The sequence below is a fragment of the Ruegeria sp. AM7 genome (assembly GCF_056535965.1).
Genome location: NZ_JBQFJE010000003.1, coordinates 1,203,546 through 1,225,514, shown reverse-complemented (window position 1 = coordinate 1,225,514; position 21,969 = coordinate 1,203,546). Strand labels below are relative to the sequence as shown.

22 protein-coding genes are annotated in these 21,969 nt (G+C 54.8%); 14 read left to right on the top strand and 8 right to left on the bottom strand.

The window, feature by feature from the left end:
* Nucleotides 1-23: 23 nt before the first annotated feature.
* From ACR3EG_RS09800 to ACR3EG_RS09790, 3 genes are read right to left on the bottom strand one after another with little or no spacing between them, the layout of a single operon-like run.
* Complete coding sequence (locus ACR3EG_RS09800; RefSeq protein WP_480495264.1) at nucleotides 24-1,085, bottom strand: methyltetrahydrofolate cobalamin methyltransferase; 1,062 nt, start codon at nucleotides 1,083-1,085, stop codon at nucleotides 24-26.
* Between the two features lie 9 nt (nucleotides 1,086-1,094).
* The gene (locus tag ACR3EG_RS09795) at nucleotides 1,095-2,021 is read right to left on the bottom strand and encodes a methylenetetrahydrofolate reductase (protein WP_480495262.1); all 927 of its coding nucleotides are present in this window, start codon (nucleotides 2,019-2,021) and stop codon (nucleotides 1,095-1,097) included.
* A 26-nt stretch (nucleotides 2,022-2,047) separates the two neighbouring features.
* The gene (locus ACR3EG_RS09790; protein ID WP_170354240.1) at nucleotides 2,048-2,344 is read right to left on the bottom strand and encodes a virulence factor; all 297 of its coding nucleotides are present in this window, start codon (nucleotides 2,342-2,344) and stop codon (nucleotides 2,048-2,050) included.
* A gap of 241 nt (nucleotides 2,345-2,585) precedes the next feature.
* On the opposite strand from ACR3EG_RS09790, the gene ACR3EG_RS09785 reads away from it, so the two are divergent.
* Genes ACR3EG_RS09785 through ACR3EG_RS09775 form a run of 3 tightly spaced genes read left to right on the top strand, consistent with a single transcriptional unit; the run spans nucleotide 2,586 to nucleotide 4,813 of the window.
* The gene (locus ACR3EG_RS09785; protein ID WP_209194580.1) at nucleotides 2,586-3,698 is read left to right on the top strand and encodes a Ppx/GppA phosphatase family protein; all 1,113 of its coding nucleotides are present in this window, start codon (nucleotides 2,586-2,588) and stop codon (nucleotides 3,696-3,698) included.
* A 13-nt stretch (nucleotides 3,699-3,711) separates the two neighbouring features.
* The gene (locus tag ACR3EG_RS09780; RefSeq protein ID WP_480495260.1) at nucleotides 3,712-4,047 is read left to right on the top strand and encodes a hypothetical protein; all 336 of its coding nucleotides are present in this window, start codon (nucleotides 3,712-3,714) and stop codon (nucleotides 4,045-4,047) included.
* 49 nt (nucleotides 4,048-4,096) lie between these two features.
* Entirely contained in the window at nucleotides 4,097-4,813 is a 717-nt protein-coding gene (locus tag ACR3EG_RS09775; RefSeq protein ID WP_170354243.1) for an RlmE family RNA methyltransferase, read from the top strand.
* 2 nt (nucleotides 4,814-4,815) lie between these two features.
* Here the strand turns inward: ACR3EG_RS09775 and ACR3EG_RS09770 are convergent, their stop codons facing one another.
* The 3 genes from ACR3EG_RS09770 to ACR3EG_RS09760 form a co-directional block, all read right to left on the bottom strand.
* On the bottom strand, nucleotides 4,816-5,004 hold the full coding sequence (locus ACR3EG_RS09770; RefSeq protein ID WP_170751314.1) for a hypothetical protein: 189 nt from the start codon (nucleotides 5,002-5,004) through the stop codon (nucleotides 4,816-4,818).
* Nucleotides 5,005-5,102: 98 nt separating this feature from the next.
* Entirely contained in the window at nucleotides 5,103-7,001 is a 1,899-nt protein-coding gene (locus tag ACR3EG_RS09765) for a cytochrome c3 family protein (RefSeq protein WP_480495258.1), read from the bottom strand.
* Nucleotides 6,998-7,864 carry a YihY/virulence factor BrkB family protein gene (locus ACR3EG_RS09760; RefSeq protein ID WP_480495256.1) on the bottom strand — a complete coding sequence of 289 codons (867 nt, stop codon included), beginning with the start codon at nucleotides 7,862-7,864 and terminating at the stop codon, nucleotides 6,998-7,000. Before ACR3EG_RS09760 ends, ACR3EG_RS09765 begins: the two co-directional genes overlap by 4 nt.
* 150 nt (nucleotides 7,865-8,014) lie before the next feature.
* On the opposite strand from ACR3EG_RS09760, the gene ACR3EG_RS09755 reads away from it, so the two are divergent.
* From ACR3EG_RS09755 to ACR3EG_RS09720, 8 genes are all read left to right on the top strand, one after another.
* Complete coding sequence (locus ACR3EG_RS09755; RefSeq protein WP_480495254.1) at nucleotides 8,015-9,097, top strand: AI-2E family transporter; 1,083 nt, start codon at nucleotides 8,015-8,017, stop codon at nucleotides 9,095-9,097.
* Between the two features lie 4 nt (nucleotides 9,098-9,101).
* Entirely contained in the window at nucleotides 9,102-10,211 is a 1,110-nt protein-coding gene (locus tag ACR3EG_RS09750; RefSeq protein WP_480495252.1) for an acetoin utilization protein AcuC, read from the top strand.
* 111 nt (nucleotides 10,212-10,322) lie between these two features.
* On the top strand, nucleotides 10,323-11,300 hold the full coding sequence (locus ACR3EG_RS09745; protein WP_480495250.1) for an AAA family ATPase: 978 nt from the start codon (nucleotides 10,323-10,325) through the stop codon (nucleotides 11,298-11,300).
* A 102-nt stretch (nucleotides 11,301-11,402) separates the two neighbouring features.
* On the top strand, nucleotides 11,403-12,257 hold the full coding sequence (locus ACR3EG_RS09740) for a DUF58 domain-containing protein (RefSeq protein WP_480947277.1): 855 nt from the start codon (nucleotides 11,403-11,405) through the stop codon (nucleotides 12,255-12,257).
* Nucleotides 12,254-12,727 carry a DUF4381 domain-containing protein gene (locus ACR3EG_RS09735; RefSeq protein WP_480495246.1) on the top strand — a complete coding sequence of 158 codons (474 nt, stop codon included), beginning with the start codon at nucleotides 12,254-12,256 and terminating at the stop codon, nucleotides 12,725-12,727. The genes ACR3EG_RS09740 and ACR3EG_RS09735 overlap by 4 nt, the downstream gene beginning before the upstream one ends.
* On the top strand, nucleotides 12,724-13,707 hold the full coding sequence (locus ACR3EG_RS09730) for a vWA domain-containing protein (protein WP_480495244.1): 984 nt from the start codon (nucleotides 12,724-12,726) through the stop codon (nucleotides 13,705-13,707). The genes ACR3EG_RS09735 and ACR3EG_RS09730 overlap by 4 nt, the downstream gene beginning before the upstream one ends.
* The gene (locus ACR3EG_RS09725) at nucleotides 13,704-15,209 is read left to right on the top strand and encodes a VWA domain-containing protein (RefSeq protein WP_480495243.1); all 1,506 of its coding nucleotides are present in this window, start codon (nucleotides 13,704-13,706) and stop codon (nucleotides 15,207-15,209) included. Before ACR3EG_RS09730 ends, ACR3EG_RS09725 begins: the two co-directional genes overlap by 4 nt.
* Before the next feature lie 77 nt (nucleotides 15,210-15,286).
* Nucleotides 15,287-16,438, top strand: a complete 1,152-nt coding sequence (locus ACR3EG_RS09720; RefSeq protein WP_480495241.1) for a hypothetical protein — start codon at nucleotides 15,287-15,289, stop codon at nucleotides 16,436-16,438.
* Nucleotides 16,439-16,440: 2 nt separating this feature from the next.
* Here ACR3EG_RS09720 and ACR3EG_RS09715 read toward each other — a convergent pair whose 3' ends face one another.
* Complete coding sequence (locus tag ACR3EG_RS09715; RefSeq protein WP_480495239.1) at nucleotides 16,441-17,121, bottom strand: Crp/Fnr family transcriptional regulator; 681 nt, start codon at nucleotides 17,119-17,121, stop codon at nucleotides 16,441-16,443.
* Nucleotides 17,122-17,343: 222 nt separating this feature from the next.
* Between ACR3EG_RS09715 and ACR3EG_RS09710 the strand changes: the two genes are divergently transcribed.
* The 3 genes from ACR3EG_RS09710 to cls all read left to right on the top strand — a co-directional run bounded on the left by ACR3EG_RS09710 (nucleotide 17,344) and on the right by cls (nucleotide 21,416).
* Entirely contained in the window at nucleotides 17,344-18,930 is a 1,587-nt protein-coding gene (locus ACR3EG_RS09710) for an arylsulfatase (RefSeq protein ID WP_480495937.1), read from the top strand.
* A 75-nt stretch (nucleotides 18,931-19,005) separates the two neighbouring features.
* The gene (locus ACR3EG_RS09705) at nucleotides 19,006-19,980 is read left to right on the top strand and encodes an HAD family hydrolase (protein WP_480495237.1); all 975 of its coding nucleotides are present in this window, start codon (nucleotides 19,006-19,008) and stop codon (nucleotides 19,978-19,980) included.
* A gap of 23 nt (nucleotides 19,981-20,003) precedes the next feature.
* Nucleotides 20,004-21,416: a cardiolipin synthase gene (gene cls, locus ACR3EG_RS09700; protein ID WP_480495235.1), complete on the top strand. Its 1,413-nt coding sequence runs from the start codon at nucleotides 20,004-20,006 to the stop codon at nucleotides 21,414-21,416.
* Here cls and ACR3EG_RS09695 read toward each other — a convergent pair.
* Nucleotides 21,413-21,847, bottom strand: a complete 435-nt coding sequence (locus tag ACR3EG_RS09695; protein WP_170354256.1) for an ion channel — start codon at nucleotides 21,845-21,847, stop codon at nucleotides 21,413-21,415. The two genes, cls and ACR3EG_RS09695, sit on opposite strands and share 4 nt — an antisense overlap.
* Between the last annotated feature and the right edge of the window lie 122 nt (nucleotides 21,848-21,969).

Sequence of the window (21,969 nt, the reverse complement as noted above, 5' to 3'; positions counted from 1 at the left end):
CCTTTAAGGTCATTCCCGAAAGATCAGGCGCGGCGCCGGCGGCCACCGCCGCGACGACCGCCTGCCCCACCTGCTGCAGCGGCTTCTTCAGGCGATTTGTTGAATTTGATCCACGCCCCGCCATGCGGGTCATTGTTGGTCAGCAGGTTGGCGGCGCGGATGGCTTCCATTTCCTTACCAGCACGCGGTTGGGTCGAGCCTAGTCCGAACAACTGGCAGAAGGTCTCATCGTCCATGTCCGCAGGCAGAACGATGCCCTTAGCTTCAACCTCGGCCTTCTTTTCTGCCAGTTTTTTGGGGCCAACCGGCAAGGCCACCGGGTTCATGATCGCCGAAGTCATGCCAGCGCCCATCGCCATCGGCAGGAACGCGTTGTTGATGCCATGACGGTTGGGTAGACCGAACGAGATATTGGACGCACCGCAGGTGGTGTTCACGCCCAGTTCTTCGCGCAGACGACGGACCAGCGCAAACACCTGCTGGCCAGCGGTTGCCATCGCACCGATCGGCATCACCAGCGGGTCAACCACGATGTCATGGGCGGGAATGCCGTAGTCGGCAGCCCGTTCAACGATGGTTTTGGCAACGGCAAACCGCACATCCGGGTCTTCGGAAATCCCAGTGTCGTCGTTCGAGATCGCCACAACCGGAACGTTGTATTTTTTGACCAGCGGCAGCACTAGCTCCAGACGCTCTTCCTCACCCGTAACCGAGTTCAACAGCGGACGACCCTCAGCCGCCTCAAGGCCCGCCTCAAGCGCGCCAGGAACCGAGCTGTCGATGCACAGCGGCACGTCAACCAGACCCTGCACCAGCTCGACGATCTTGGTCATCAGCGGCGGCTCGGTCTCGTTTGGGTTGGGGTTCGAGTTATAGACAACGCCCGCATTGATATCCAAAACGGTTGCGCCTGCTGCAACCTGGGCCAGCGCGTCTTTCTCAACGGTCGAAAAATCGCCCGCCTCAAGTTCTGCTGCCAGTTTCTTGCGTCCGGTGGGGTTGATCCGCTCTCCGATCACGCAGAACGGTTCGTCAAAGCCCAGAACGGCGGTTTTTGTTTTTGATTCTACGACTGTACGGGTCATGTCCGTTCCTTAGGAGTTGGCTGGCTTTGCCGAAGCGCCGCCGTTATTGATCGCCCAGGTGGCGTTGGTCTTGATGCCACCCAGCGGGAAGAAGTGTATGTTGGTGATGTTGAAATCCGGGTTGGCCGCCTTGTGGTTGGCCAACTCGGTCAGAACATCGGTAGGCTCATAGGGCAACAGCAGCTTGGACACGTCCATGGCACGTTTCTGCAGCACCTTCAGCGAGGGGCCAACGCCGCACGCGATAGCGAATTTGATCAGGGTCTGCAGCTTGGCCGGACCCGCGATACCGATATGGATTGGCAAGTCGATGCCCGCTGCTTTCAGACCATCCGCCCATGCAATGATAGGTTTGGCATCAAAGGCGAACTGAGTGGCCAGCGCCATTTCGGCATCCGTCGTCTCGCTGAACTTCTGTTTCCAGCGCAGCGCGTCATCGACATTTTTGGTCGAGCCGTCAGGGTCGATGTCCTTGTTGCCCTCGGGGTGGCCAGCCACGTGCAGGCGTTTGAAACCAGCTTTGTCGAACAGGCCAGATTCCAGCAGCTGCATTGAGCTTTCGAAATCGCCATGTGGTTTTTCGACACCGCCAGCCAGCAGCAAAGCCTGCTCAACACCCGCTTCGCCCTGATACATCGAAATCCAGTTTTGCAGCGTGGCTGCGTCCTTGATGATCCGCGCAGGAAAATGCGGCATGACCGGATAGCCGTCATCGGCCAGACGTTTGGCCGTCTTGACCATGTCCTCGATGGGCGTGCCCTCGATATGAGCGATGTAGACGCGGGTGCCTTCGGGCAGCAGCGCTTTGAAGTCTTCGACCTTTTCGGCGGTGCGGGGCATCACTTCAATCGAGTAGCCCTGCAAAAAGGCTTCGACGGTCGGGTTCACAGGGCCGTTTTCGACGGCAGCACGTTTCTTGAAGTTCAACAGAGCCATCGTGGCCTCCCATAAAGATCTCGGGCTCATGCCCAACCATCATTCGCGATCAGAGCTTTGATGCGATCCTGATCATATTCAGCTTCCAAGCGCGCTGCCTCGGCCTCGGCGATATCGGACGGATCGCCCTCAACCGCAAAAGGCTCGGCTTTGCGCCACTCGGCCAGGTAGGCATCGCTATCCTTGGCATTCACCTTCATGGCCGCCCGGTCGATGGCTTGCTCGAACCGCTCCTCCAATTGCCGCTTTGCGCCCCGCCGGCCTTTGCCGACGATGACTTGGGCGGGAATATCGCGCCAGTATACGATGGTGACGTCAGGCATCGCTGTTGATTCCTCCTAACCAGATGAACCGGTTCTAGACTTCTATATGGGCACAAGTCGGTCGGTTTTCGACACAAGGCGTATTTCAAACGACCTTTTGGCTCACGATGGGATAGCGGGTTTGTAACGAATAGTTCAACGTTCACGCATATCAAAATTCTCATCACTATAATGAGTGTCTTGCGCGATCAGAACACGCGACCTATGGTCGGGGTAACTCGAAAATCGGAGGGCGTTACGAATGGCGCCCAAGCGTCCCAAAGGTGCGGGCGCGTTCCCGAAAGCGGTCGAAAGCCCCGCGCCGGCAAGGCCCGATCCAGATGCGCTATACGCGGCGCTGGATCTGGGTACAAATAGTTGTCGCATGTTAATCGCCCAGCCCAAGGGCAGCGGCTTTCATGTGGTCGACAGTTTCTCGAAATCCGTGCAGCTTGGCGCGGGGCTCGAACGGACCGGACGGCTGTCTCGGTCTTCGATGGCGCGCACCATTCAGGCATTGCGAATTTGCCAGCAGAAGCTGAAGCGTAACAAAGTCAAACGGATGCGGCTGGTTGCCACCGAAGCGTGCCGTCGCGCCAAGAATTCGCGTGATTTCATCCGGCAGGTCAAACGGGAAACCGGCCTGACCCTTGAGATCATCCAGCCCGAGGAAGAGGCCCGTCTGGCCGTTATCTCGTGCGCGCCGCTTGTGTCGACCAAGACCGAGCAGTTGCTGGTCGTTGATATCGGCGGCGGTTCGACAGAACTTGTTTGGATCGACCTTTCTTCGGTTTTGCGCCGCGATAGGCCCGCAGCGATCATGCGACTGCATCACGGGTTTCAAACCGCCGACAACCCCTTTCCGTCTGCCAAAGTTGTGGACTGGATCAGTGTTCCCTTGGGTGTCGCAACCCTGCGCGATCAGTTCAACGATGTCGAAGACGACTCGGCCCGCTTTGCGCTTATGAGCTGGTTTTTCGAGGAAAACCTTGCAGATTTTGCCCCCTACAAGGACGAACAGACACGGGAGGGCTTCCAGATCGTTGGCACCAGCGGCACGGTTACAACTGTTGCCGCGTCACATCTGGGATTAAAGCGCTATGACCGAACCAAAGTGGACGGTCTGCGTATGACCAGCGATCAGATTGACAAGGTGATACGCGGGTATCTGGAGCTTGGTCCTCAGGGACGGCGCCGTGACCCAAGGATCGGCGATGACCGACAGGCTTTGATCATGTCGGGCTCGGCCATTTTGCAGGCGTTGCTGCGCTGCTGGCCCACCGACCGTCTTTCGGTAGCCGATCGCGGACTGCGCGAAGGTCTGCTGTACGCGCAAATGAGCGCGGACGGTGTGTTGGAAGACGGACCTTTTTAGGACCATATCTTCGATGCCGCTGACCGTTGTTGCCCTAGCCTATCGCACATCGACCGCAGCAACCACGATTTGTTGTCTTGAAGCAGCCGGATTTGACGTGTTCTGCCCCGGTTTTCAGATTTCAAACACCCTGCCGCATTATGCACTGGCCATAGGGGGCATTGCGCTGTCAGTGCCCTACAACCAAGGTCTGGATGCGCTGGCGTTTTTGAACGAGGTTTCGCACCCTGATGTTCCGAAGCCCTCCGTTTTGTCCACGGGGGCAAACTGTCTGGGCTTGCTGGGCTTTGATGTTTCTTCTCCTTGGCCCGATCTGCTATTGATGGACGCACCGACAGGATCAACTTGATAACCCTAGACCAAGCCGGTAAACGCCCCCAGTCTTCAGGAGACCACACATGGCCAAAACACCGACTGGAAAAAGCAACTCGGGACGCGGACAACGCGATCTGAAGGTTAAGGTAAAGACCGCCCGAGGACGCAAACTCAGCTCGACCCGCTGGCTCGAGCGGCAGTTGAACGATCCGTATGTCAAGCGTGCGCAGGCCGAGGGGTACCGGGGGCGCGCTGCGTTCAAGATATTGGAACTGGACGACAAATTCCGTTTTTTGGTCCCCGGTGCTCGGGTCGTTGACTTGGGCTGTGCTCCTGGCGGCTGGCTGCAGGTCGCCGTCAAACGAGTGAATGCGCTGGGTGAGAAAAGCGGTAAGCGCATCGGGACAGTTCTGGGTGTGGACTTGCAAGAGGTCGAACCGGTCGCAGGTGCAATCGCCCACGTTTTGGACTTCATGGAAGACGACGCGGACAACAAGGTCAAAGAGTGGTTGGACGGCAAGGCCGATGTGGTCATGTCGGACATGGCCGCAGCCTCATCAGGGCACAAGCAGACAGACCATTTGCGTATCATGGCGTTGTGCGAGGCTGCCGCCTATTTCGCCTTTGATGTCCTTGAGGAAGGTGGAACATTTGTGGCCAAGGTGCTTGCCGGGGGCGCAGAAGGCGACTTGCAAAAGTTGCTGAAACAGAAGTTCAACAAGGTCGCCAACGTAAAACCGCCCGCTTCTCGGTCGGACAGTTCCGAAAAATTTGTTGTAGCAACAGGCTTTCGTGGCTGACCTTAATCTTCAAGCGAAATAAAATCACCCGCCAGCACCTGTTGACGCAGTGACGCCGTAGCAATCCCCTGCATCAACAGCGCCTCACCATGGTTCAAGTATTCCGGCTTGCGCGTTCGCAGATCCTCGATCCGTTGGGATAGGGAAAGTGGTCGTTGCAGTTGCGACGTATGGACCGGTTTGTCGGACATGGGGCACCTTTTAACACAACGGGTTTTCTACCCGCCCAGACCTGTTACAGGTGAAATTTGCCGCGAAAATGGCCGAAACCGGGCGAAGCGGTGCCGTTTTACCGGGTCAACTGCCGTTGCAGTTGCAGCAGTTCCGGGTGGTCGGGTACCCGATCCAACCCTTGACTTAGCACGTCCAGAGCGGCTTCGGTTCCGCTGTTGAGTTGGACCAGTTGCACCAGAATGGGCCATGCCTCAGCTCTCTGTGGATCCAGTTGTATCACCTCACGGAAGGCGCGTTCGGCGGCTGGCGCATTTCGAAAGGTCAAAGCCATCCCGCCCAGCACCATATGGGTTTCTGGAAAGTCCAGCCGATTGGCAATGGCATCCTGCCATTCTGCCATCACCTGACCAGCCTTTGACTGTTGCCCGGCGGTCAGGGCTTGTTGCGGAATGGTCAGAAGCTCTTTGGCGACAGCAATACGCACGTTCAACAACGGATCGGACAACAAAGGTTCCAGCCGCTCAATCTGATCGCGGAGCTCGGCGGAACGTTGCAGCACCACTGCGTTCGCCCGGACCAAAGGATCTTGGTCAGACAGCAGTCCTGCCGTCTGTGCAGCAACTTCGGCCGAGCCGTAGTTCTGCAATAGATATGCGGCTGTCGCCCTGACAATACCCGGTTGCGTCTGATCACCCGCAATACCCAAAAGCGCCGATGATCCTTCGGCCTGCCCCGTCATTGCAGCGTTGAATACAGTTCCATAATGGGGACCACGGTGAGACGATTCCGGAAACCAATCGGCTATTTGTGCGGCAGCCCAGGATTGGTTTTGATCCGTATGGCAATCGGTGCAGGCATCCTGACCCAGCGCCAGATCGGGACGCGGGACGCGAAAACTGTGATCGCGACGGCCATCCACACCCATGTAAACCCGTTCAATCATGTGGCACGATTTGCACTGTGCCCCTGCGCTGCCATCGGGATGGTTATGATGCGCAGACGTGTCGTATTCTGCGCGGGCAAGGGTCGGAAAGCGGTCATTCCCCGCAACCGAATGGCATTGCGTACAAAGCCCGTTTCCTTCTGCCTTAAGTATCGCGCTATGTGGCTCGTGGCAATCCATGCAGCCGACCCCTTGCGCATACATCCGCGACTGCAGGAATGAACCATAGACGTAGACCTCGTCCAGAATTTGGCCATCCGGGTGGTAGAGCCCCGGCCGCAAAACCGCCAGGTTGTAGGCATCGTGATACGCCGTACCCGGCAACGGGTTGCCATCCCCATGCGCCTCGCGTCGGGAATGGCAACCAGCACATTGCTGTATCTCGGCCTCAGTCTGCCCCGCGCCCCATTCCATCGTGAAGCCATATTCCGTCAGGTCGGGGCTGCCCCCCTGCCCGTTCGTCCAGTCAATATGCGCCGAGCCTGGCCCATGGCATGCTTCACATCCAACCCCGATTTCCGCCTGGGTAGACGCATATGAGCGCGTGCCTGCGTCATAGTTCTTGTTAAAGCCAGTGGCGTGACACTCGGCACAGCGCGCATTCCAGTTTTTATAGGGGCCGGTCCAGTGCAACCCATCATCGGGCGGCAGGTCCTGATCCGGATATAAGTGGAACCAACGGTTTTCTTCAGTGTCCCAAACGACATCAAAGCTTTGCAATTGCCCCGGTTGGGTTTCGAACAGATATTGCTGCAGGGGTTCGATACCGACTACCGAGTGTACCGTGTAATCGTTTGATACCCCGTCTTTCTCCGTGACCCTGGCGCGCAGTTCGCCGTCATCGGAGAAACGGACAGACATCCCATCATGGTCGAACTGCGTACCATTGAAATCCGCAACAACATGACCGTCCTCCACGTCTGTCCAGGCCAAGGCGTGATGAGATTGCGACCACGCCGCGACCTCAGCCTCGTGACAGTCTTTACATTGATCGGAACCGACATAGACGGGCACCTGAGCAGCGGCGAAGGTCGGCAGCATCAGACCAAGGATAATCCAAAGAGCTTTCACGATTGGTTCCCATCATCGCTAACTTGCAGATCCATGAGCGCGCCATTGTATTCCGCACCCAATATCAGGATCGCCGCGCAGAGATACAAAAAGATCAGGGCAGCCATCGCTCCGGCCAAACCTGCATAGGTGGCACTGTAGGATGCGAATTGGCTGATGTAGATTGAAAAGCCCCATCCGCCCGCGGCCCAAAGCGCCAAGGTCAGCAAGACCCCAGGCAGAATTTGTGACATGGAATGGCGCCGTGTGGGCAGGATCAAATGCGCCAATAAGACAGTTCCGGCTGGAACGGCGACGGTAAACGTCCAGCGCAAGCGGTCCACGGACAACCAATGCGATACGTTTACATCTGTCTTTTCCGAAACCAGTTTGGTGTAAACCGGCAAGATGACCTCGACTGCAGCGATGGCCAGAATTGTCGCCCCACCGATGATCACCAGACCAAGGCACAGCAGCCGGGTTTTCCAGAATGGCCAACTGTCCTGATCATGATAAGCCTGATTCATGGCCGCCCTGACGGCAACCACCCCGTTCGAGGCAAAGAAGATCGCCAAAAGGCCGCCCAAAGTAATCACGCCCGACCCCGATTGCTCTAGCACTGCGCGAAGTTCGGATACAATGGGATCGGCTACATCCTTGGGCCATGCGCCAAAGATCAATTCGATCAGTTCCTCGGTGACATAACCTTGTGACAAGGACCCGGCCAATGCCACTGTGAACAGAACAAACGGGAACAGTGCCAACATCAACGACATGGCAACATGGCTGCTCATGACAAGGCCGTTTTTGCCACCGAACCGTCCAATGGCCAGCCACAAAGCTTGGATTGGGCGACTCAGCGAAGGAATCACTTGAGAAATCATGATCAAAGCCTAACCCGCCCAACGCGATCACAGAACCATCAAAACCCAAAAATGGGCAAATTAACTTCCCCAAACATCTGGATGCATTGCATAATTTTCCGGTCTGTGCAGGATCAAGGTAATCCAACCTGCAACGTCACAGGCAGCTGAATGACCCTGGATCCAGAAAACTCCGCGTCCTCGCCGCGCATAAAACTGGCGGTCGTGCGCGATGCGGCCATTGTGGCGACGCTGACAGTGCTTGCGCTTTATGCGGGGGCGGCGTTTTTAATCCCGTTGACCATGGCCCTCTTGATCAACGTTCTGATCATGGCGCTTAGCGACCGTGTGATCGCCCTGACCCGCGCGCCTGTCTGGTTGGCCAATATTGCAGGCGTTACCGTGGTTTTGGCAGGGTTGTTCATGATCATGTATATTCTGGGCAGTCAGGCGACGCAGTTCGCACGCTCGATCAGCGACTACGAAAGCCAGTTCGACGGAGCCGTCAATCGGATCACTGGGCTTGTGGGCAACAATGTAACAACCTTCATACGCGACAATCTGATCAATATCGACATGACCTATGTCGCGCGCGTACTGCTGGGCAGCGCCACATCACTGCTGAACCAATTCTTCCTGATCAGCCTTTACGTCGCATTTTTGATGGCCGAAAGACTGGCCTTTCGCAAGAAAATCCGGCTAGCCGCCGGGAACCCAAAAACCGGTGCCGAGTTCGCTGCGGTGCTGGATGCGATCTCGTTCAGCCTGCAACGCTATGTGGGCGTGAAAACCTTCATCAGTCTAATTACGGCGGGGATCAGTTACTCGGTGTTCCGAGTTCTTGGCCTAGAATATTCCGAAACATGGGCCGTGTTGACATTTGCACTGAACTTCATCCCCTCAATCGGGTCGATTATTGCCGTGGTGTTTCCGGCCATGATTGCATTGGTTCAATTCGAAACCATCGGCCCTTTCCTGATCATCGTATTCGGTTGCGGGACGATTCAGTTCGCTATCGGCAACTTTCTGGACCCGGCGATGCTGGGCCGGTCACTTAATATGTCGACCTTCCTCGTGATCCTGGCTCTGACCTTCTGGACAACAGTTTGGGGCATGATAGGAGCGTTCCTGAGTGTGCCTTTAACGGTCTGCATCCTGATCGTATTCAGCCATATCCCCGCCTTGCGCCCAATCGCGGTTTTGATGTCGCTGGACGGTCGGATTTGGGATGACCAGGGCAACACAGAAACCTGAAGCGATGCAGCACCCTCTTTTCATTGGTGCCGAAATCTTTCGGAAGTCCACCTACGGTGCGAAACATCCGCTGGCGATTCCCCGCGTTTCAACAGTCATTGATCTGTGTCGCGCGTTGGGCTGGCTAAAGGCTGCAAATTATCGCGTGAGCCCCTGCGCCAAACCAAAGGCGCTGCATGCGTTTCATACGCCTGAATACATAGATGCGCTGCAAAAGGCAGAGGCGTCGCAATTCGTATCAGACGAAACCCGGCAAAAACACGGGCTGGGCACCCTGTCCAACCCGGTTTTCCCCGAGATGTATCGTCGACCAGCCACCGCTGCGGGTGGTTCGATGCTGGGTGCGGAACTAATCCGCGAAGGCGGTATTGTCTTTAACCCTGCCGGCGGCACTCATCACGGTCTATCCGACCGAGCCAACGGGTTTTGCTACCTCAATGATCCTGTCTTGGCGATTCAGTCCCTCATCCGTCACGGATTGAGCCGGATAGTCTACGTCGATATCGACGCCCATCATTGCGACGGAGTCGAGGCTGCGTTCCACGGTTCTACTAAGGTCAGGATGATATCAATTCATGAAGAGCGCCGCTGGCCATTCAGTGGAACACTGAATGACACTGCGGGAGGAGCGGCTTTCAACCTGCCCGTTCCTCGGGGCCTCAATGACGACGAATTCTTTGCCATCTTGGAAGAGCTGATACTACCCGCCGCCGCTGCGTTTCGCCCTCAAGCCATCCTTCTTCAATGCGGTGCCGATGCTGTGGCCGAAGATCCCCTCTCTCGTTTGACCTTGTCCAATAATGCGCATTGGAGGGCAGTGTCGAGTTTGCAGAAATTGGCGCCGCGGTTCCTCGTTTTAGGTGGCGGCGGCTACAATCCGTGGTCGGTTGCCCGCCTATGGAGCGGCGTTTGGGCAACGCTAAATGGGTATGAAATACCGGACGCTCTGGATGCAAATGCGCAGATCATCCTCAATTCCCTGACATGGAGCCGCGGAGGGGGAAAACAGCCGCCCAAACACTGGATAAAAACGCTTCGGGACAAGCCACACCTTGGACCAGTTCGTTCTGAATTGTCCGCTAATCTGGCTCGCCTCAGGGCGGGAATTCCATAGTGGAACGTAACGCAGCGAGCTGCTAACCTGATGCTAGCACAGCGCAATTCCGAGCAACCGTTACTATCCCAACTGCATCCCTGCAGCATGAAGATTCAACTGGAATAAGCAATGAATGCACACAATCAAATAAATGATCTGAAATCTCGGATGGGGCAGTCGATTATCGGCCAGTCCGACGTGATCGACCGCCTGTTGATCGGACTTTTGGCGAACGGAAACTTGCTAATCGAGGGTTTGCCGGGCCTGGCGAAAACCCGGGCCGTCAAGGCAATGGCCCGTAACTTGGATGCCCAGTTCAGCCGAATTCAGTTTACTCCAGACCTTTTGCCGTCTGACGTCACCGGAACCGAAGTGTTTCAACAAACACCTGATGGCGGAACATTCCGCTTCGAGCCGGGCCCCATCTTTGCCAATATTGTTCTGGCGGACGAAATCAACCGAGCGCCGGCAAAGGTTCAGGCCGCGTTGCTTGAAGCCATGGAAGAGCGTCAGGTCACGGTATCGGGCACGACCCACACGATGGACCCGTTATTCATAGTGATGGCAACCCAGAACCCCATCGAGCAAGAGGGGACCTACCCGCTGCCCGAAGCGCAGATGGACCGCTTCCTGATGCACGTACAGATCACTTATCCGCCCGTCGAAGACGAAGTCGAGGTCATTCGGCTTGTGCGCGGTGAAGACAACGCAACCGCTTCTTCATCCCGAACCGAAGCTCCTGCGCCGATCCCTCAAGACGCTGTGTTCACCGCAAGGGCGGAAATTGGACAAATACATGTGTCAGACGCAATGGACAAGTATATGGCCGATTTGGTGCAAGCGACACGAACACCCGACAAGTTCAGCGAGGACTTGGCCAACTGGATTGAGATAGGTGCAAGCCCGCGCGCTTCGCTGGCACTTGACAAATGCGGGCGTGCACACGCCTGGATGAACGGGCGCGACTATGTGGACCCTGCTGATATCCGGGCCATCGCGCATGACGTTTTCAGACACCGCATAACACTTAGTTTCGAAGCCGAAGGCGAGGCGAAAACGGCTGACGATGTTGTCGCAGAAATTCTTCGCCTTGTGGCCCTGCCCTAAGCTGGCGCCGTGGCCCGAAATGCCACATATCCCTCTGATCCCCGCATCCATGTGACTGCGCAGCACTTGCTGCAACTTGGTGGCAGGTCTACCGGGCTTAGCTTGCTGCCAAAACAACCAGCCCGTTCGATCCTGAACGGGCGGCATTCCTCTCGATTGCGCGGACGTGGACTTAATTTCGAAGAACTGCGCAACTACCTGCCCGGCGACGATATTCGAACCATTGATTGGAAAGTCACAGCCAGAACAGGTGCCCCCCACGTCCGCGTTTACACCGAAGAGCGTGACCGCCCTGTCCTGTTGTTGGTTGATCAAAGGGTTTCAATGTTCTTCGGAACCAAGGAATTCATGAAATCTGTTGTGGCCGCAGAGGCAGCAGCAATCGCAGCGCATCGTGTTTTGGCGCAAGGCGACCGCGTAGGAGGTATTGTGTTCGGTGACACTGGTCTTGCAGAACATCGCCCTCAAAGACGTGCGGCGGCGCTTATGCGATTTCTAACTTCTGTCGGAGCCATGAACTGCAATCTGAATGCAGATTTGCGGTTCGAAACGTCCGTTACGTTGAACGAAGTTTTGAAGCAGGCAGCGCGTATCGCTCATACCAATGCGCTTGTTTGTGTATTTTCTGACTTCGACGGTGTGGACCAGAACTCTGAAAGCCTGTTTCGCAGACTGTCGCACGCCAACGACCTGATCCTGTTTAACATTTCCGATCCCAGCGCTCATACAGTTCCGACCGAGGCAAGGCTGACCGTCTCGGACGGAGAACAGCAGATCGAGATCGATGGCTCAACCCCCGATCTGGCACAGCGAATCCGAGAGTCTATGGAAGATCGGCTGGCCCAATTGTCCAAATGGTCCCTAAGATATGGATTCCCCATCGTTCCGTTGACAACTGCTGAACCAGCGCTCGGACAACTTCTGAAACTGTTCGGTCATGGCGGAGGTCCGAGATGAGTGCCGACGTCGAAGGCAAGTCCCTTGTCGAACTGCTGGACATGCTGAAACCCGCGCCAGAGCCACAGGTGATCGCGATGACACCGCAAACCGTGGGGTGGTTAATTTTGGCGGTTTTACTAATCTTTGCAGTTCCTTGCGCGGCGCTTCTAATACGTCGGCGCCGCAAGTTGAATGCATACCGCCGATTGGCTCTAGCAAATATTGACGACGCTCAAGGCGATGTAGCCCAGATTGCCGACGTTTTGCGCCGAACGGCACTGGCGGTGTATCCGCGCTCGCTGGTTGCAGGTCTTTATGGTCGAGAGTGGATTGATTTCCTGAACCGATCTTCGGCTGCGGTCTTTCCTGATGCCCTAGGACATGTTCTTACCGAAGCGCCCTACAAAGCGACGAGAAATGATCCAGAACTCGCTGAAATTGCGAAAAAATGGATAAAAACACATCGTGTTGAAGGAGTGTCCTGGTGATCTCCTTCGCTGCGCCTTGGGCCTTCCTTCTTTTACCGGTACCTGCGGTCGTTTATTGGTTCGCTCCGCCATATCGCGAAAAAGCGGCTTCGATCCGAATACCCTTTTTCCGCCGCGTGGCTAACGCGAGTGGCATAGAGCCGCGGTCCGGTTCGTCGATACGCAATCGCGCCAAACTACCCAAGCTTACCGTCATACTAATCTGGTTTCTTCTGGTACTGGCACTTGCGCGACCTGAAAGACTGGCTGACCCGATAACACTCGAAAAATCCGCGCGCGACGTTGTTCTGGCGCTCGATATTTCAGGATCAATGGATCAGCGAGACTTCACGTCAACCGACGGCACGCCGAAACAACGGTTGGAGGCTGTGAAAGATGTTATGCGCACTTTCATTTCCGAGCGTGAAAGTGATCGAATGGCTTTGATAGTCTTCGGCACCAAAGCCTTCATACAAGCCCCATTTACGCAGGATGCCAAAAGCTTAAGCGGCTTTCTTGATCAGACCGCGGTTGGAATGGCAGGCCCCAACACCGCACTTGGTGACGCTATTGGATTGGGCATTCGTACGTTCGAATCCAGCGACGTTGATCAGCGTTTGATGATCGTCCTAAGCGACGGAGCCGACACTTCCAGCAGGATGACCCCGATCAATGCAGCCGCCATTGCGGCCGAAAAAGGTGTTGCCGTCTACACGATTGGCGTCGGCGATCCGAGCGCGACCGGAGAAGACCGTGTCGATCTTCAGGCATTGCAGGATATCGCGGAACGCACGGGTGGCCAGTACTTTTTTGCAGACGATGAAGACGCCCTGACCGATGTCTACCAGCAGATCGATGCGCAAAACCCAAGGATCGTAGAAACGCAAAGTTTCCGCCCAAGGGAAAACCTCGGTCAATACCCGCTGTTGGCCGCGGTGATAGTGATACTTGCGATCTCAACCTATCTCAGCGTTTTTCAGCACCGCAGGTGGCCCCAATGATTGAGGTACTGGTGGAATTTCATTTTATTCGAGCGTATTGGCTGCTTTTTCTTATCCCAGTCCTCTTTCTTTGGTGGATAACCCGCCCCAAGAAATCACAGAAACAGGAATTCTCGGAAAGTATCGCCCCGCACCTTGCAGAAGCATTACGGGTTGGCGCTGCAGAAACCCACCGAGTTTACCCAGCTGACATCGCGATGATAGCGAGCGCGTTTATAGTAGTGGCTGCGGCAGGCCCGACCTGGTCTCGAATGGAAAACCCATTGGTTGCTGACACCGCACCTTTAGTTATTGCACTGAAGGTGACGGAAAGTATGGAGAATTCTGACTTATCGCCCTCCAGGTTAGAGCGCGCAAAGTTCAAAATCACCGATCTCATCAACGCTCGCGCTGGTGCTCAGACCGCGCTCGTGGGTTATGCCGGGTCACCGCACCGCGTAGCCCCTTTGACTGAGGACGCCAATATCCTACGCCCCTTGCTTGAAGGCTTGGAACCGGCAGTCATGCCCAAAGACGGGGATTCAGCCGCTGACGCTTTGGCAATTGGCGAAGACATACTGAAAGGTAACACAACGGCAGGAGCCATCCTTTTTGTCTTGGATGATATAGAGCCGTCGCAGCTGCAGAATATGAAACCGACCGAAACTCAGCTTTTGTTTCTGACTATGCTTCCCGAGGGTGATACAATTGTGCAATTGGACAATCTTGAACGTGCGCAAGTGGTTCATTTCTCAAACGATGATCAAGACATCAGGCAATTACAAAGGCTTATCAAATCTGCCTATACCAGCGCGCTGGACGACAACGACCTTGTGAAATGGCGCGATCAGGGGTGGATTTTTGCTTGGCCCGCGGCCTTGATGTGTTTGCTGTGGTTCAGGCGCGGTTGGGTAATACAGTGGGTATTGCTGGCATGCTTCTTAGCTTCTCCGTCAGGTCCAGCCCAGGCCGAAGGTTGGCGAGATTGGTTCCTGACACCGGATCAACAGGGGCAAATCGCGCTGAATAACAAAGAGTTTGCAAAGGCTGCTGACCTATTCGAAGACCCGTACCACCAAGGTTATGCACTGTTGAAAGCGGGAAAATACCCCGAGGCGATCACCGTTTTGACCCAGTTAAACACCCCAGAGGCCGCATTTGCAGAAGGCTTGGCAAGAATTCGAAACCGAGAATACCGGCCTGCAATTTCCGCGTTCGAAACTGCTCTTGAGAGGCGACCAGGCTGGCCTGAGGCACAACACAATTTTGAAGTTTCACAGGCTATTCTTGCTTATGTTGAAACCACCAGAGAGCAGTCCGACACCGGAGAAGAAGCAGGTATCGGAGCGGACGACACCGTTTTCGATAATGAGGATGGACGCGGCCAAGATACGACCGCCCAAGCACCTGTAGACGGGTCTGCTCCGTTGCCAGCGGATCAATGGATCAGTGCGATTGACACTGACATGCAGGATTTCTTGCGCAACCGTTTCCTTCTGGACAATCAGGCTCAAGAACAATGAGATACTTGGTTCTTCTCATATGTTTGGTCGCACCATCAGTCGCGCTACCACAATCGGAAAGCTCCAGTGAACCACGCGTGTCTGTCGAAGTTCCAGAAGAAAGTGTTATCGTCGGCCAACCCGCCCTGGTTCGTGTGAAAGTTCTTGTTCCAACCTTCATGCCGTCCCCGCCGGTGTTTCCGTCCCTTGAACAAGAAAATCTACTGGTTCGTTTGCCTGAGCGCGCCTCGGGCCCAATAAGTGACACAGTTGATGGTAAAACTTGGTCCGGGGTCCAGCGCAGTTATCGACTTTACCCTTTGACACCCGGCCAATTGGATTTTGGCGAGCAAGATGTCGAAGTCACTTTTGCGGATCCTGACACGAATAAGCCCGTGCAAAGCACCGTAACGCTTCCGAAAATCTCTTTGTCAGTCGAAGTGCCTGAAGGCGCACAAGGGTTGGACCCGTTAATCATCGCCAACGGTTTTGAACTAAATCAAGACATTGAAGGGCCTTCCGAACTACATGCGGGAGACGCCATTACGCGCAAGTTAACGGCAAATATTTATGGAACCAGCTCAATACTAATACCCCCGCTTTTGGCGGATACGGACGATCCGCTGCTGAAGGCTTACCCGAAAGACCCGCGGTTTTCGGAATCCGAGGACCGTGGAATCCTTTCGGGCCAGCGCGTTGACGAGGTGGTTTATCTTGCCCAAGCAGCAGGAAAAACGACGCTGCCGCCTGTAACCTTGCGTTGGTATAACCTTGAATCCGACAGTGTTGAAACAGCCGAGGTACCAGCAATAGACCTGCAATTGACGGGGCCAGCCAAGCAACAACTTGACATACGGAACCTTCTGCAGGTCACTCCCTACGTTATATTTTTTACGTTAGTCTTGGCTGCCGTATTTCGTTTTATGGTTCCGTGGTATCGACGCAGGCGCAAGGTGCAAGCACAAATCTACAATGCGTCGCCGGAGTTCGCGTTAGCGCAACTAAAAACTGCGCTAAATGAACAGGACCTGTCAGAAGCCTATTCAGCATTGGATTTATGGAAGTCGCGCACGGTGGAAACGGTCGACACCAGTGTCATGGAACGACACTTGGCTGCGATATCCGCAACAAGATATGCTGCAACGAAATCGGGTGCTGAGCCGGATTGGTCAGGTGCCATCGCGGCTATCGGCTCGTTGTCAAAGAGCACACAGCGTAAACCGACGGCACTTCCGCCGCTAAATCCCTGAGTTCAGGTTTGGCAATTTGCAAACAGGGCCGCCCTGTCTTTTATCAGGATGCGGCCGTAACCGATTTCAATTAAATCCAAATCCTCTAATCGGTGAAGGCTTCTGTGTAGCGTAGGACGGGACATAGCCACCATCTCTGCCAATTCTTCCTGAGATACTATGATCCAGCCATCGGATTTGGACGTTCCCTCGTCCAGATGAAGCAAACGAAGAGCCACCCTTTTCTCGGCCCCGGTTACAAGAAGGTTGGCAATAACCCTCAAAGCAGTCCGCATATTGTAGTGGGTCAATGCGTAGAAATCTCGGATATAGTCCGGATGTTTCTGTACAAGGCTATTGATCCGCGCACTTGGAAAAAACAGTACTGTAGTCTCGCAAGTTGTCACTACACTCATCAATCTGAATGAGTTCGCGAACATTGCCAGATCACCAAACCAGAAACCAACTCCTTGGCGGTGAAAGACTAAGTCCTGCCCATCATCTGCCGGAACAGCCAATAAAACCCCACCATCCAACACAGCGTACAGCCCATTGACCGGATCACCGTGATGGTAAAGCGTTTCACCAGTTTCAAACGCCCGCACCATCCCGCAGTTCAATAAATCTTCCTGGAAACATTGCGAGCGGTCGGCAAACCAAGTGGCTTCCCGCAAGAGGTTCATATTATTAACTTTATCAAACATTAGTAATTTCCAATGTGATCATATGATAAATTTAAAGTCCACCTTTTACCATACAGTAAAAGAGTTCGATTCCTTCACGAGCTACTCTGCCAAAAGGTCGAGCAAATTTTCTAAAACGGTTCAATTTCCTTATGTTGAACCTTTTTTTTCAACAAGACTCTTTGGGTCCTTCTGACCCATATAGATCGGGAGAAAACCATGTCACCACCACGTTTGACGACCATGAATTGGCGGATTGGGCTTCGCCGGATTGCTGTGGCGACTTTCGCCGTGGCCTTGGCGCTGCCAGCTTGGGCGCAAGACCAAAAGCCCAATATTCTGGTGATCTGGGGCGATGACATTGGCCAGTCCAACATCTCAGCCTACACCATGGGACTGATGGGGTATCAAACTCCGAATATTGACCGTGTGGCCAAGGAAGGCATGATCTTCACCGACTATTACGGCGAACAATCCTGTACAGCCGGCCGCTCGTCCTACATTATGGGTCAGTCCGTATTCCGGACTGGATTGTCAAAAGTTGGTTTGCCGGGTGCCGATCTGGGTATGCAGGTCGAAGACCCCACCATAGCCGGACTTTTGAAAGACCACGGCTATGTAACCGGGCAGTTCGGAAAAAACCACCTTGGTGATAAGGACGAACATCTCCCCACAAACCACGGTTTTGATGAGTTTTTCGGAAACTTGTATCATTTGAACGCCGAAGAAGAACCGGAAAATGAAGACTACCCCGGTGATGCTGTTCTTGCTGACGGTCGCACGTTCCGCGAAGCATACGGTCCCCGAGGCGTCATTAAGTCCAAAGCCGATGGAACAATCGAAGACACCGGCCCGCTAACTAAAAAGCGTATGGAGACGGTTGACGAAGAAACGGTCGCTGCGGCAATTGATTTCATCAAGCGCGCGAACGAACAGGGTCAACCCTTCTATGTTTGGTGGAATGGTACTCGCATGCACTTCCGAACCCATGTCAAAGACGAAATGCGCGCCCAGGCGAACGAGATCTTTGGCGGTGTGGCAGACGAGTACACTGCTGGTATGATCGAGCATGACATTCATGTCGGCCAATTGCTGGATTTACTGGATGAGCTTGGCATCGCCGACAACACGATCGTCCATTACTCGACCGACAACGGCCCGCACATGAACACGTGGCCAGACGCGGCCGCAACGCCATTCTGGGGTGAGAAGAACACCAACTGGGAAGGTGGCTGGCGCGTGCCGTCGATGGTGCGGTGGCCTGGCAAGATCGAAGCCGGTTCCGTCACAAACGAGATCGTGCATCATATGGATTGGTTGCCAACCTATCTGGCGGTCGCCGGTGACGCAGATATCAAAGAAAAGCTGAAAGCCGGATATAGCTCGGCTGCTATGGGCCGTGACTACAAAGTGCATCTGGATGGGTACAACATCTTACCGTTGTTGACTGGTGAGGCAGCTGAAAGCCCACGTCGTGAAATCTTCTATTTCTCGGATGATGGCGACCTAACGGCACTGCGTTTTGATGATTGGAAGCTGATCTTCCTTGAGCAGAAAGCATGGGCAACCCTGCGCGCATGGATCGAACCGTGGACAGAGCTTCGTATCCCTCTGATCATCAACCTGCGCCGCGACCCATATGAACGCGCCTATCGGACGTCCAACACCTATTACGACTGGCTGCTGGATCGAGCGTACTTCTTGGTACCTGCCCAGCAATATGTCGGTAACTTCTTGGCAACATTCCAAGAGTTCCCTCCACGCCAGAAAGCTGCCAGCTTCAATCTGGATCAGGTGATGGAGAAATTGGCGACTCCGACAAACAACTAATGTCGACAGCAAGACTTCAGGGGGCCGTTTCAAAAACAACGGCCCCTTGCGATTTTCAGATATAAGGAATTGATCATGAAAGCCGTTCTTCTTTCTGGGCTTCTCTCGGTTTCAGCGGTTTTTGCTTATGCTGATCCGCTACCCAGTTGGCAGGATGCCGCCTCCAAGGCCCGCATTATCGATTTTGTACGCTCTGTCACTGACCCCCAGGGGATGGACTATGTAACACCAGCCGACCGAATTGCCGTTTTTGACAATGACGGCACCCTTTGGGCGGAACAGCCTGTCTATTTCCAGCTCATTTTTGCAATGGACCGTCTGTCAGAAATGGCTGAAGCAGATCCGTCCGTACTGAGCAGCCCTGTTCTAGAAGCCGCCGCCAAACGCGATGTGCAAGCCATTGCGGAAGGTGGGCATGACGCGCTGATCGAAGTTATCAACGCATCGCATTCTGGTATGAGCGTCGACGCATTCCAGGTGGCGGTCGAGGAATGGCTAAACACCGCACAACATCCTGAAACCGGCCTAACCTATGATGCGATGACGTATCAACCGATGGTGGAGCTTCTTCGCTACCTCAGAGATGAAGGATTTCGCACTTATATCGTGTCCGGAGGTGGGTTGCATTTCATGCGTGTCTTCGCCGAAGAAGCTTATGGCATTCCGCCGGAACAGGTGTTGGGTACCTATTCTGCTTCAACCTACGAAACGTTGGATGGCAAACCGGCTATCGTCAAATCGCCGGGCATCGCCTTCATCGACGACAAGGAAGGCAAGCCCATCAACATCGAACGCACTATCGGGCGGCGGCCGATCTTTGCCGCGGGCAACTCCGACGGAGATTTCGCAATGCTTGAATGGACAACTGCCGGAGACGGACCAAGGCTAGGAGTGTTGATCCGTCATACAGACGCGGCGCGCGAATGGGCCTATGACCGCGAAAGCCCAATAGGAAAACTGGTGGATGGATTGGATCTTGGTCCCGATATGGGATGGGTTATCGTTGATATGGCCGAAGACTGGAAACGCGTCTACACTGGCTCGGACTAGATTGAAGAAGGGCCGCTAACACGATGTGGACACTGCTTGTTTCCGTCGCCGTCTTCTGCCTTTACGTGACGGCGGCCATCTTTGCTTTACGCGCGGCCCAAACAGCAAGAACACCACAAGGGGCCGTCGGTTGGGTGGTTTTCCTGATCTCGGCCCCTGTTTTTGGTGTCCCACTGTATTTGTTTCTGGGCCATCACCGGTTTCGGGGCTACCGCATCGCGCGCAAGCAAAGCGAAAGCGTGGTCGAGGGGATCAAGACCTTCGCTGATTTTTCTAAACCCGACCCCAAAACGATGAAGATAAACCCAAAGCCGTTCGAGGCTTTGGCCCATCTGCCTGTGTCGCGCGGCAATGGTGCGCAGTTGCTGGTCGACGGACAGGCCACATTCGATGCGATCTTCGAGGCCATTGACGCAGCGCGCAGCTACGCTCTTATACAGTTCTACATCGTTCGCGACGACGCTTTGGGGCAGCGTTTGCAAGCCAAGTTGATCGCTGCAGCGGAAAGAGGCGTCAGTGTTCGCTTTATGACGGACTCGGTTGGCAGCTACAGTTTGCCGACAGCCTATTTGGACAAGTTGCGCGATGCAGGTGTCGAAATCGCCAACCCGCGTGATCGCCGCGGCCCCCAGCATCGGTTTCAGCTGAACTATCGCAATCACCGAAAGACAGTGATTATTGATGGTGAGATCGGGTTCATCGGCGGCCACAACGTCGGTGTCGAGTATTTGGGCCAGGACAAGCATTTTGGCCATTGGCGGGACACGCATATCCGGATGACCGGTCACATTGTCCGCCAGCTGCAACTGATTTTCACGGAAGACTGGCACTGGGCGCATGAAGAAGACTTGATTGACGAACTGGTCTGGGCAGGGCCGGAGTCCGATCAAGACATGAACGCCCTTCTTGTGGCAACCGGCCCAGGCGACGAAACCGAGACCGGAGCCATGATGTTTTTTGCCGCCATCGCCGAGGCCAAAACACGCCTGTGGATCGCCTCGCCATACTTCGTTCCAGATATCGATGTGATGACGGCCCTTCAACATGCTGCCCTGCGCGGCGTCGATGTGCGCATTCTGGTCCCCGAAGTCATTGACCACCGCCTTCCATGGCTGGCTGCCTTTGCTTATTTCGACGAAATCCGGGACTGCGGTGCTCGTGTTTTTCGCTACACGGACGGGTTTATGCATCAAAAGGTTTTCGTGGTGGACGACACTCTTGCTGCCGTGGGTACGACAAATCTGGACAACCGTTCATTCCGGCTGAATTTCGAAGCGATGGCCCTGTTTTTTGACAGCAGGGCCGCCGAGGCCGTCGCCGAAATGCTTAGGAACGATTTTGACAACAGTTATGAGCTTGAACGGAACCTGCCCGACCAGCGCGCTTATATCCGGTTCGGATCGCCCCTGGCGCGCCTGTTTGCGCCGATCCTTTAACCCATAAGCTCTTCTTTGAAGACCTGCGTCATCACGGCCACCATGAAGGCTGTGGACAGACCAAAGGCCAACAGACCGGTCACCGACGCAAAAGCGCCGAAGATACGCAGGGGTTCGCCCAAGACGATGTCACCATAGCCAAGCGTCGTGAACGTCACCAACGAGAAATACAGCGCTGTGTTCCAGTCGGGCAGAATATCCCCCAGGATCCAGACCACCGCCCATAGCCAGACCTGAAACGTATGGATCGCGACGATAAACACCAATGCCACACATAACGGAGCTGCAATGGTGAAAAACCTTTTGCTGTTCTCCAGTCGCAACGCAAAGATGCGGATTACCTGCGTGCACCACGTCAGCAGAATGATTTCCAATACGAAGCAAATCCCAAGATAGATGCTGCCCCATACGATCTGTTCAAGTAAGGTCATGTGTCCGTATCTCGTTTTGCCTTCTGAAAAAGCTCTGCAACAATGACTGGTTAGACCCATCGGGACAACCCTGCGTGATCCGCTGCGACGAATGGAAACGAATCCGTGTCAGCGCTGGACTC

What these genes read in the sequence shown, in the direction of transcription:
- ACR3EG_RS09800 (WP_480495264.1), bottom strand. Translation starts at nt 1,085, where the DNA reads ATGACCCGTACAGTCGTAGAATCAAAAACAAAAACCGCCGTTCTGGGC.
- ACR3EG_RS09795 (WP_480495262.1), bottom strand. Translation starts at nt 2,021, where the DNA reads ATGGCTCTGTTGAACTTCAAGAAACGTGCTGCCGTCGAAAACGGCCCT.
- ACR3EG_RS09790 (WP_170354240.1), bottom strand. Translation starts at nt 2,344, where the DNA reads ATGCCTGACGTCACCATCGTATACTGGCGCGATATTCCCGCCCAAGTC.
- ACR3EG_RS09785 (WP_209194580.1), top strand. Translation starts at nt 2,586, where the DNA reads ATGGCGCCCAAGCGTCCCAAAGGTGCGGGCGCGTTCCCGAAAGCGGTC.
- ACR3EG_RS09780 (WP_480495260.1), top strand. Translation starts at nt 3,712, where the DNA reads ATGCCGCTGACCGTTGTTGCCCTAGCCTATCGCACATCGACCGCAGCA.
- ACR3EG_RS09775 (WP_170354243.1), top strand. Translation starts at nt 4,097, where the DNA reads ATGGCCAAAACACCGACTGGAAAAAGCAACTCGGGACGCGGACAACGC.
- ACR3EG_RS09770 (WP_170751314.1), bottom strand. Translation starts at nt 5,004, where the DNA reads ATGTCCGACAAACCGGTCCATACGTCGCAACTGCAACGACCACTTTCC.
- ACR3EG_RS09760 (WP_480495256.1), bottom strand. Translation starts at nt 7,864, where the DNA reads ATGATTTCTCAAGTGATTCCTTCGCTGAGTCGCCCAATCCAAGCTTTG.
- ACR3EG_RS09755 (WP_480495254.1), top strand. Translation starts at nt 8,015, where the DNA reads ATGACCCTGGATCCAGAAAACTCCGCGTCCTCGCCGCGCATAAAACTG.
- ACR3EG_RS09750 (WP_480495252.1), top strand. Translation starts at nt 9,102, where the DNA reads ATGCAGCACCCTCTTTTCATTGGTGCCGAAATCTTTCGGAAGTCCACC.
- ACR3EG_RS09745 (WP_480495250.1), top strand. Translation starts at nt 10,323, where the DNA reads ATGAATGCACACAATCAAATAAATGATCTGAAATCTCGGATGGGGCAG.
- ACR3EG_RS09735 (WP_480495246.1), top strand. Translation starts at nt 12,254, where the DNA reads ATGAGTGCCGACGTCGAAGGCAAGTCCCTTGTCGAACTGCTGGACATG.
- ACR3EG_RS09725 (WP_480495243.1), top strand. Translation starts at nt 13,704, where the DNA reads ATGATTGAGGTACTGGTGGAATTTCATTTTATTCGAGCGTATTGGCTG.
- ACR3EG_RS09715 (WP_480495239.1), bottom strand. Translation starts at nt 17,121, where the DNA reads ATGTTTGATAAAGTTAATAATATGAACCTCTTGCGGGAAGCCACTTGG.
- ACR3EG_RS09710 (WP_480495937.1), top strand. Translation starts at nt 17,344, where the DNA reads ATGAATTGGCGGATTGGGCTTCGCCGGATTGCTGTGGCGACTTTCGCC.
- ACR3EG_RS09705 (WP_480495237.1), top strand. Translation starts at nt 19,006, where the DNA reads ATGAAAGCCGTTCTTCTTTCTGGGCTTCTCTCGGTTTCAGCGGTTTTT.
- cls (WP_480495235.1), top strand. Translation starts at nt 20,004, where the DNA reads ATGTGGACACTGCTTGTTTCCGTCGCCGTCTTCTGCCTTTACGTGACG.
- ACR3EG_RS09695 (WP_170354256.1), bottom strand. Translation starts at nt 21,847, where the DNA reads ATGACCTTACTTGAACAGATCGTATGGGGCAGCATCTATCTTGGGATT.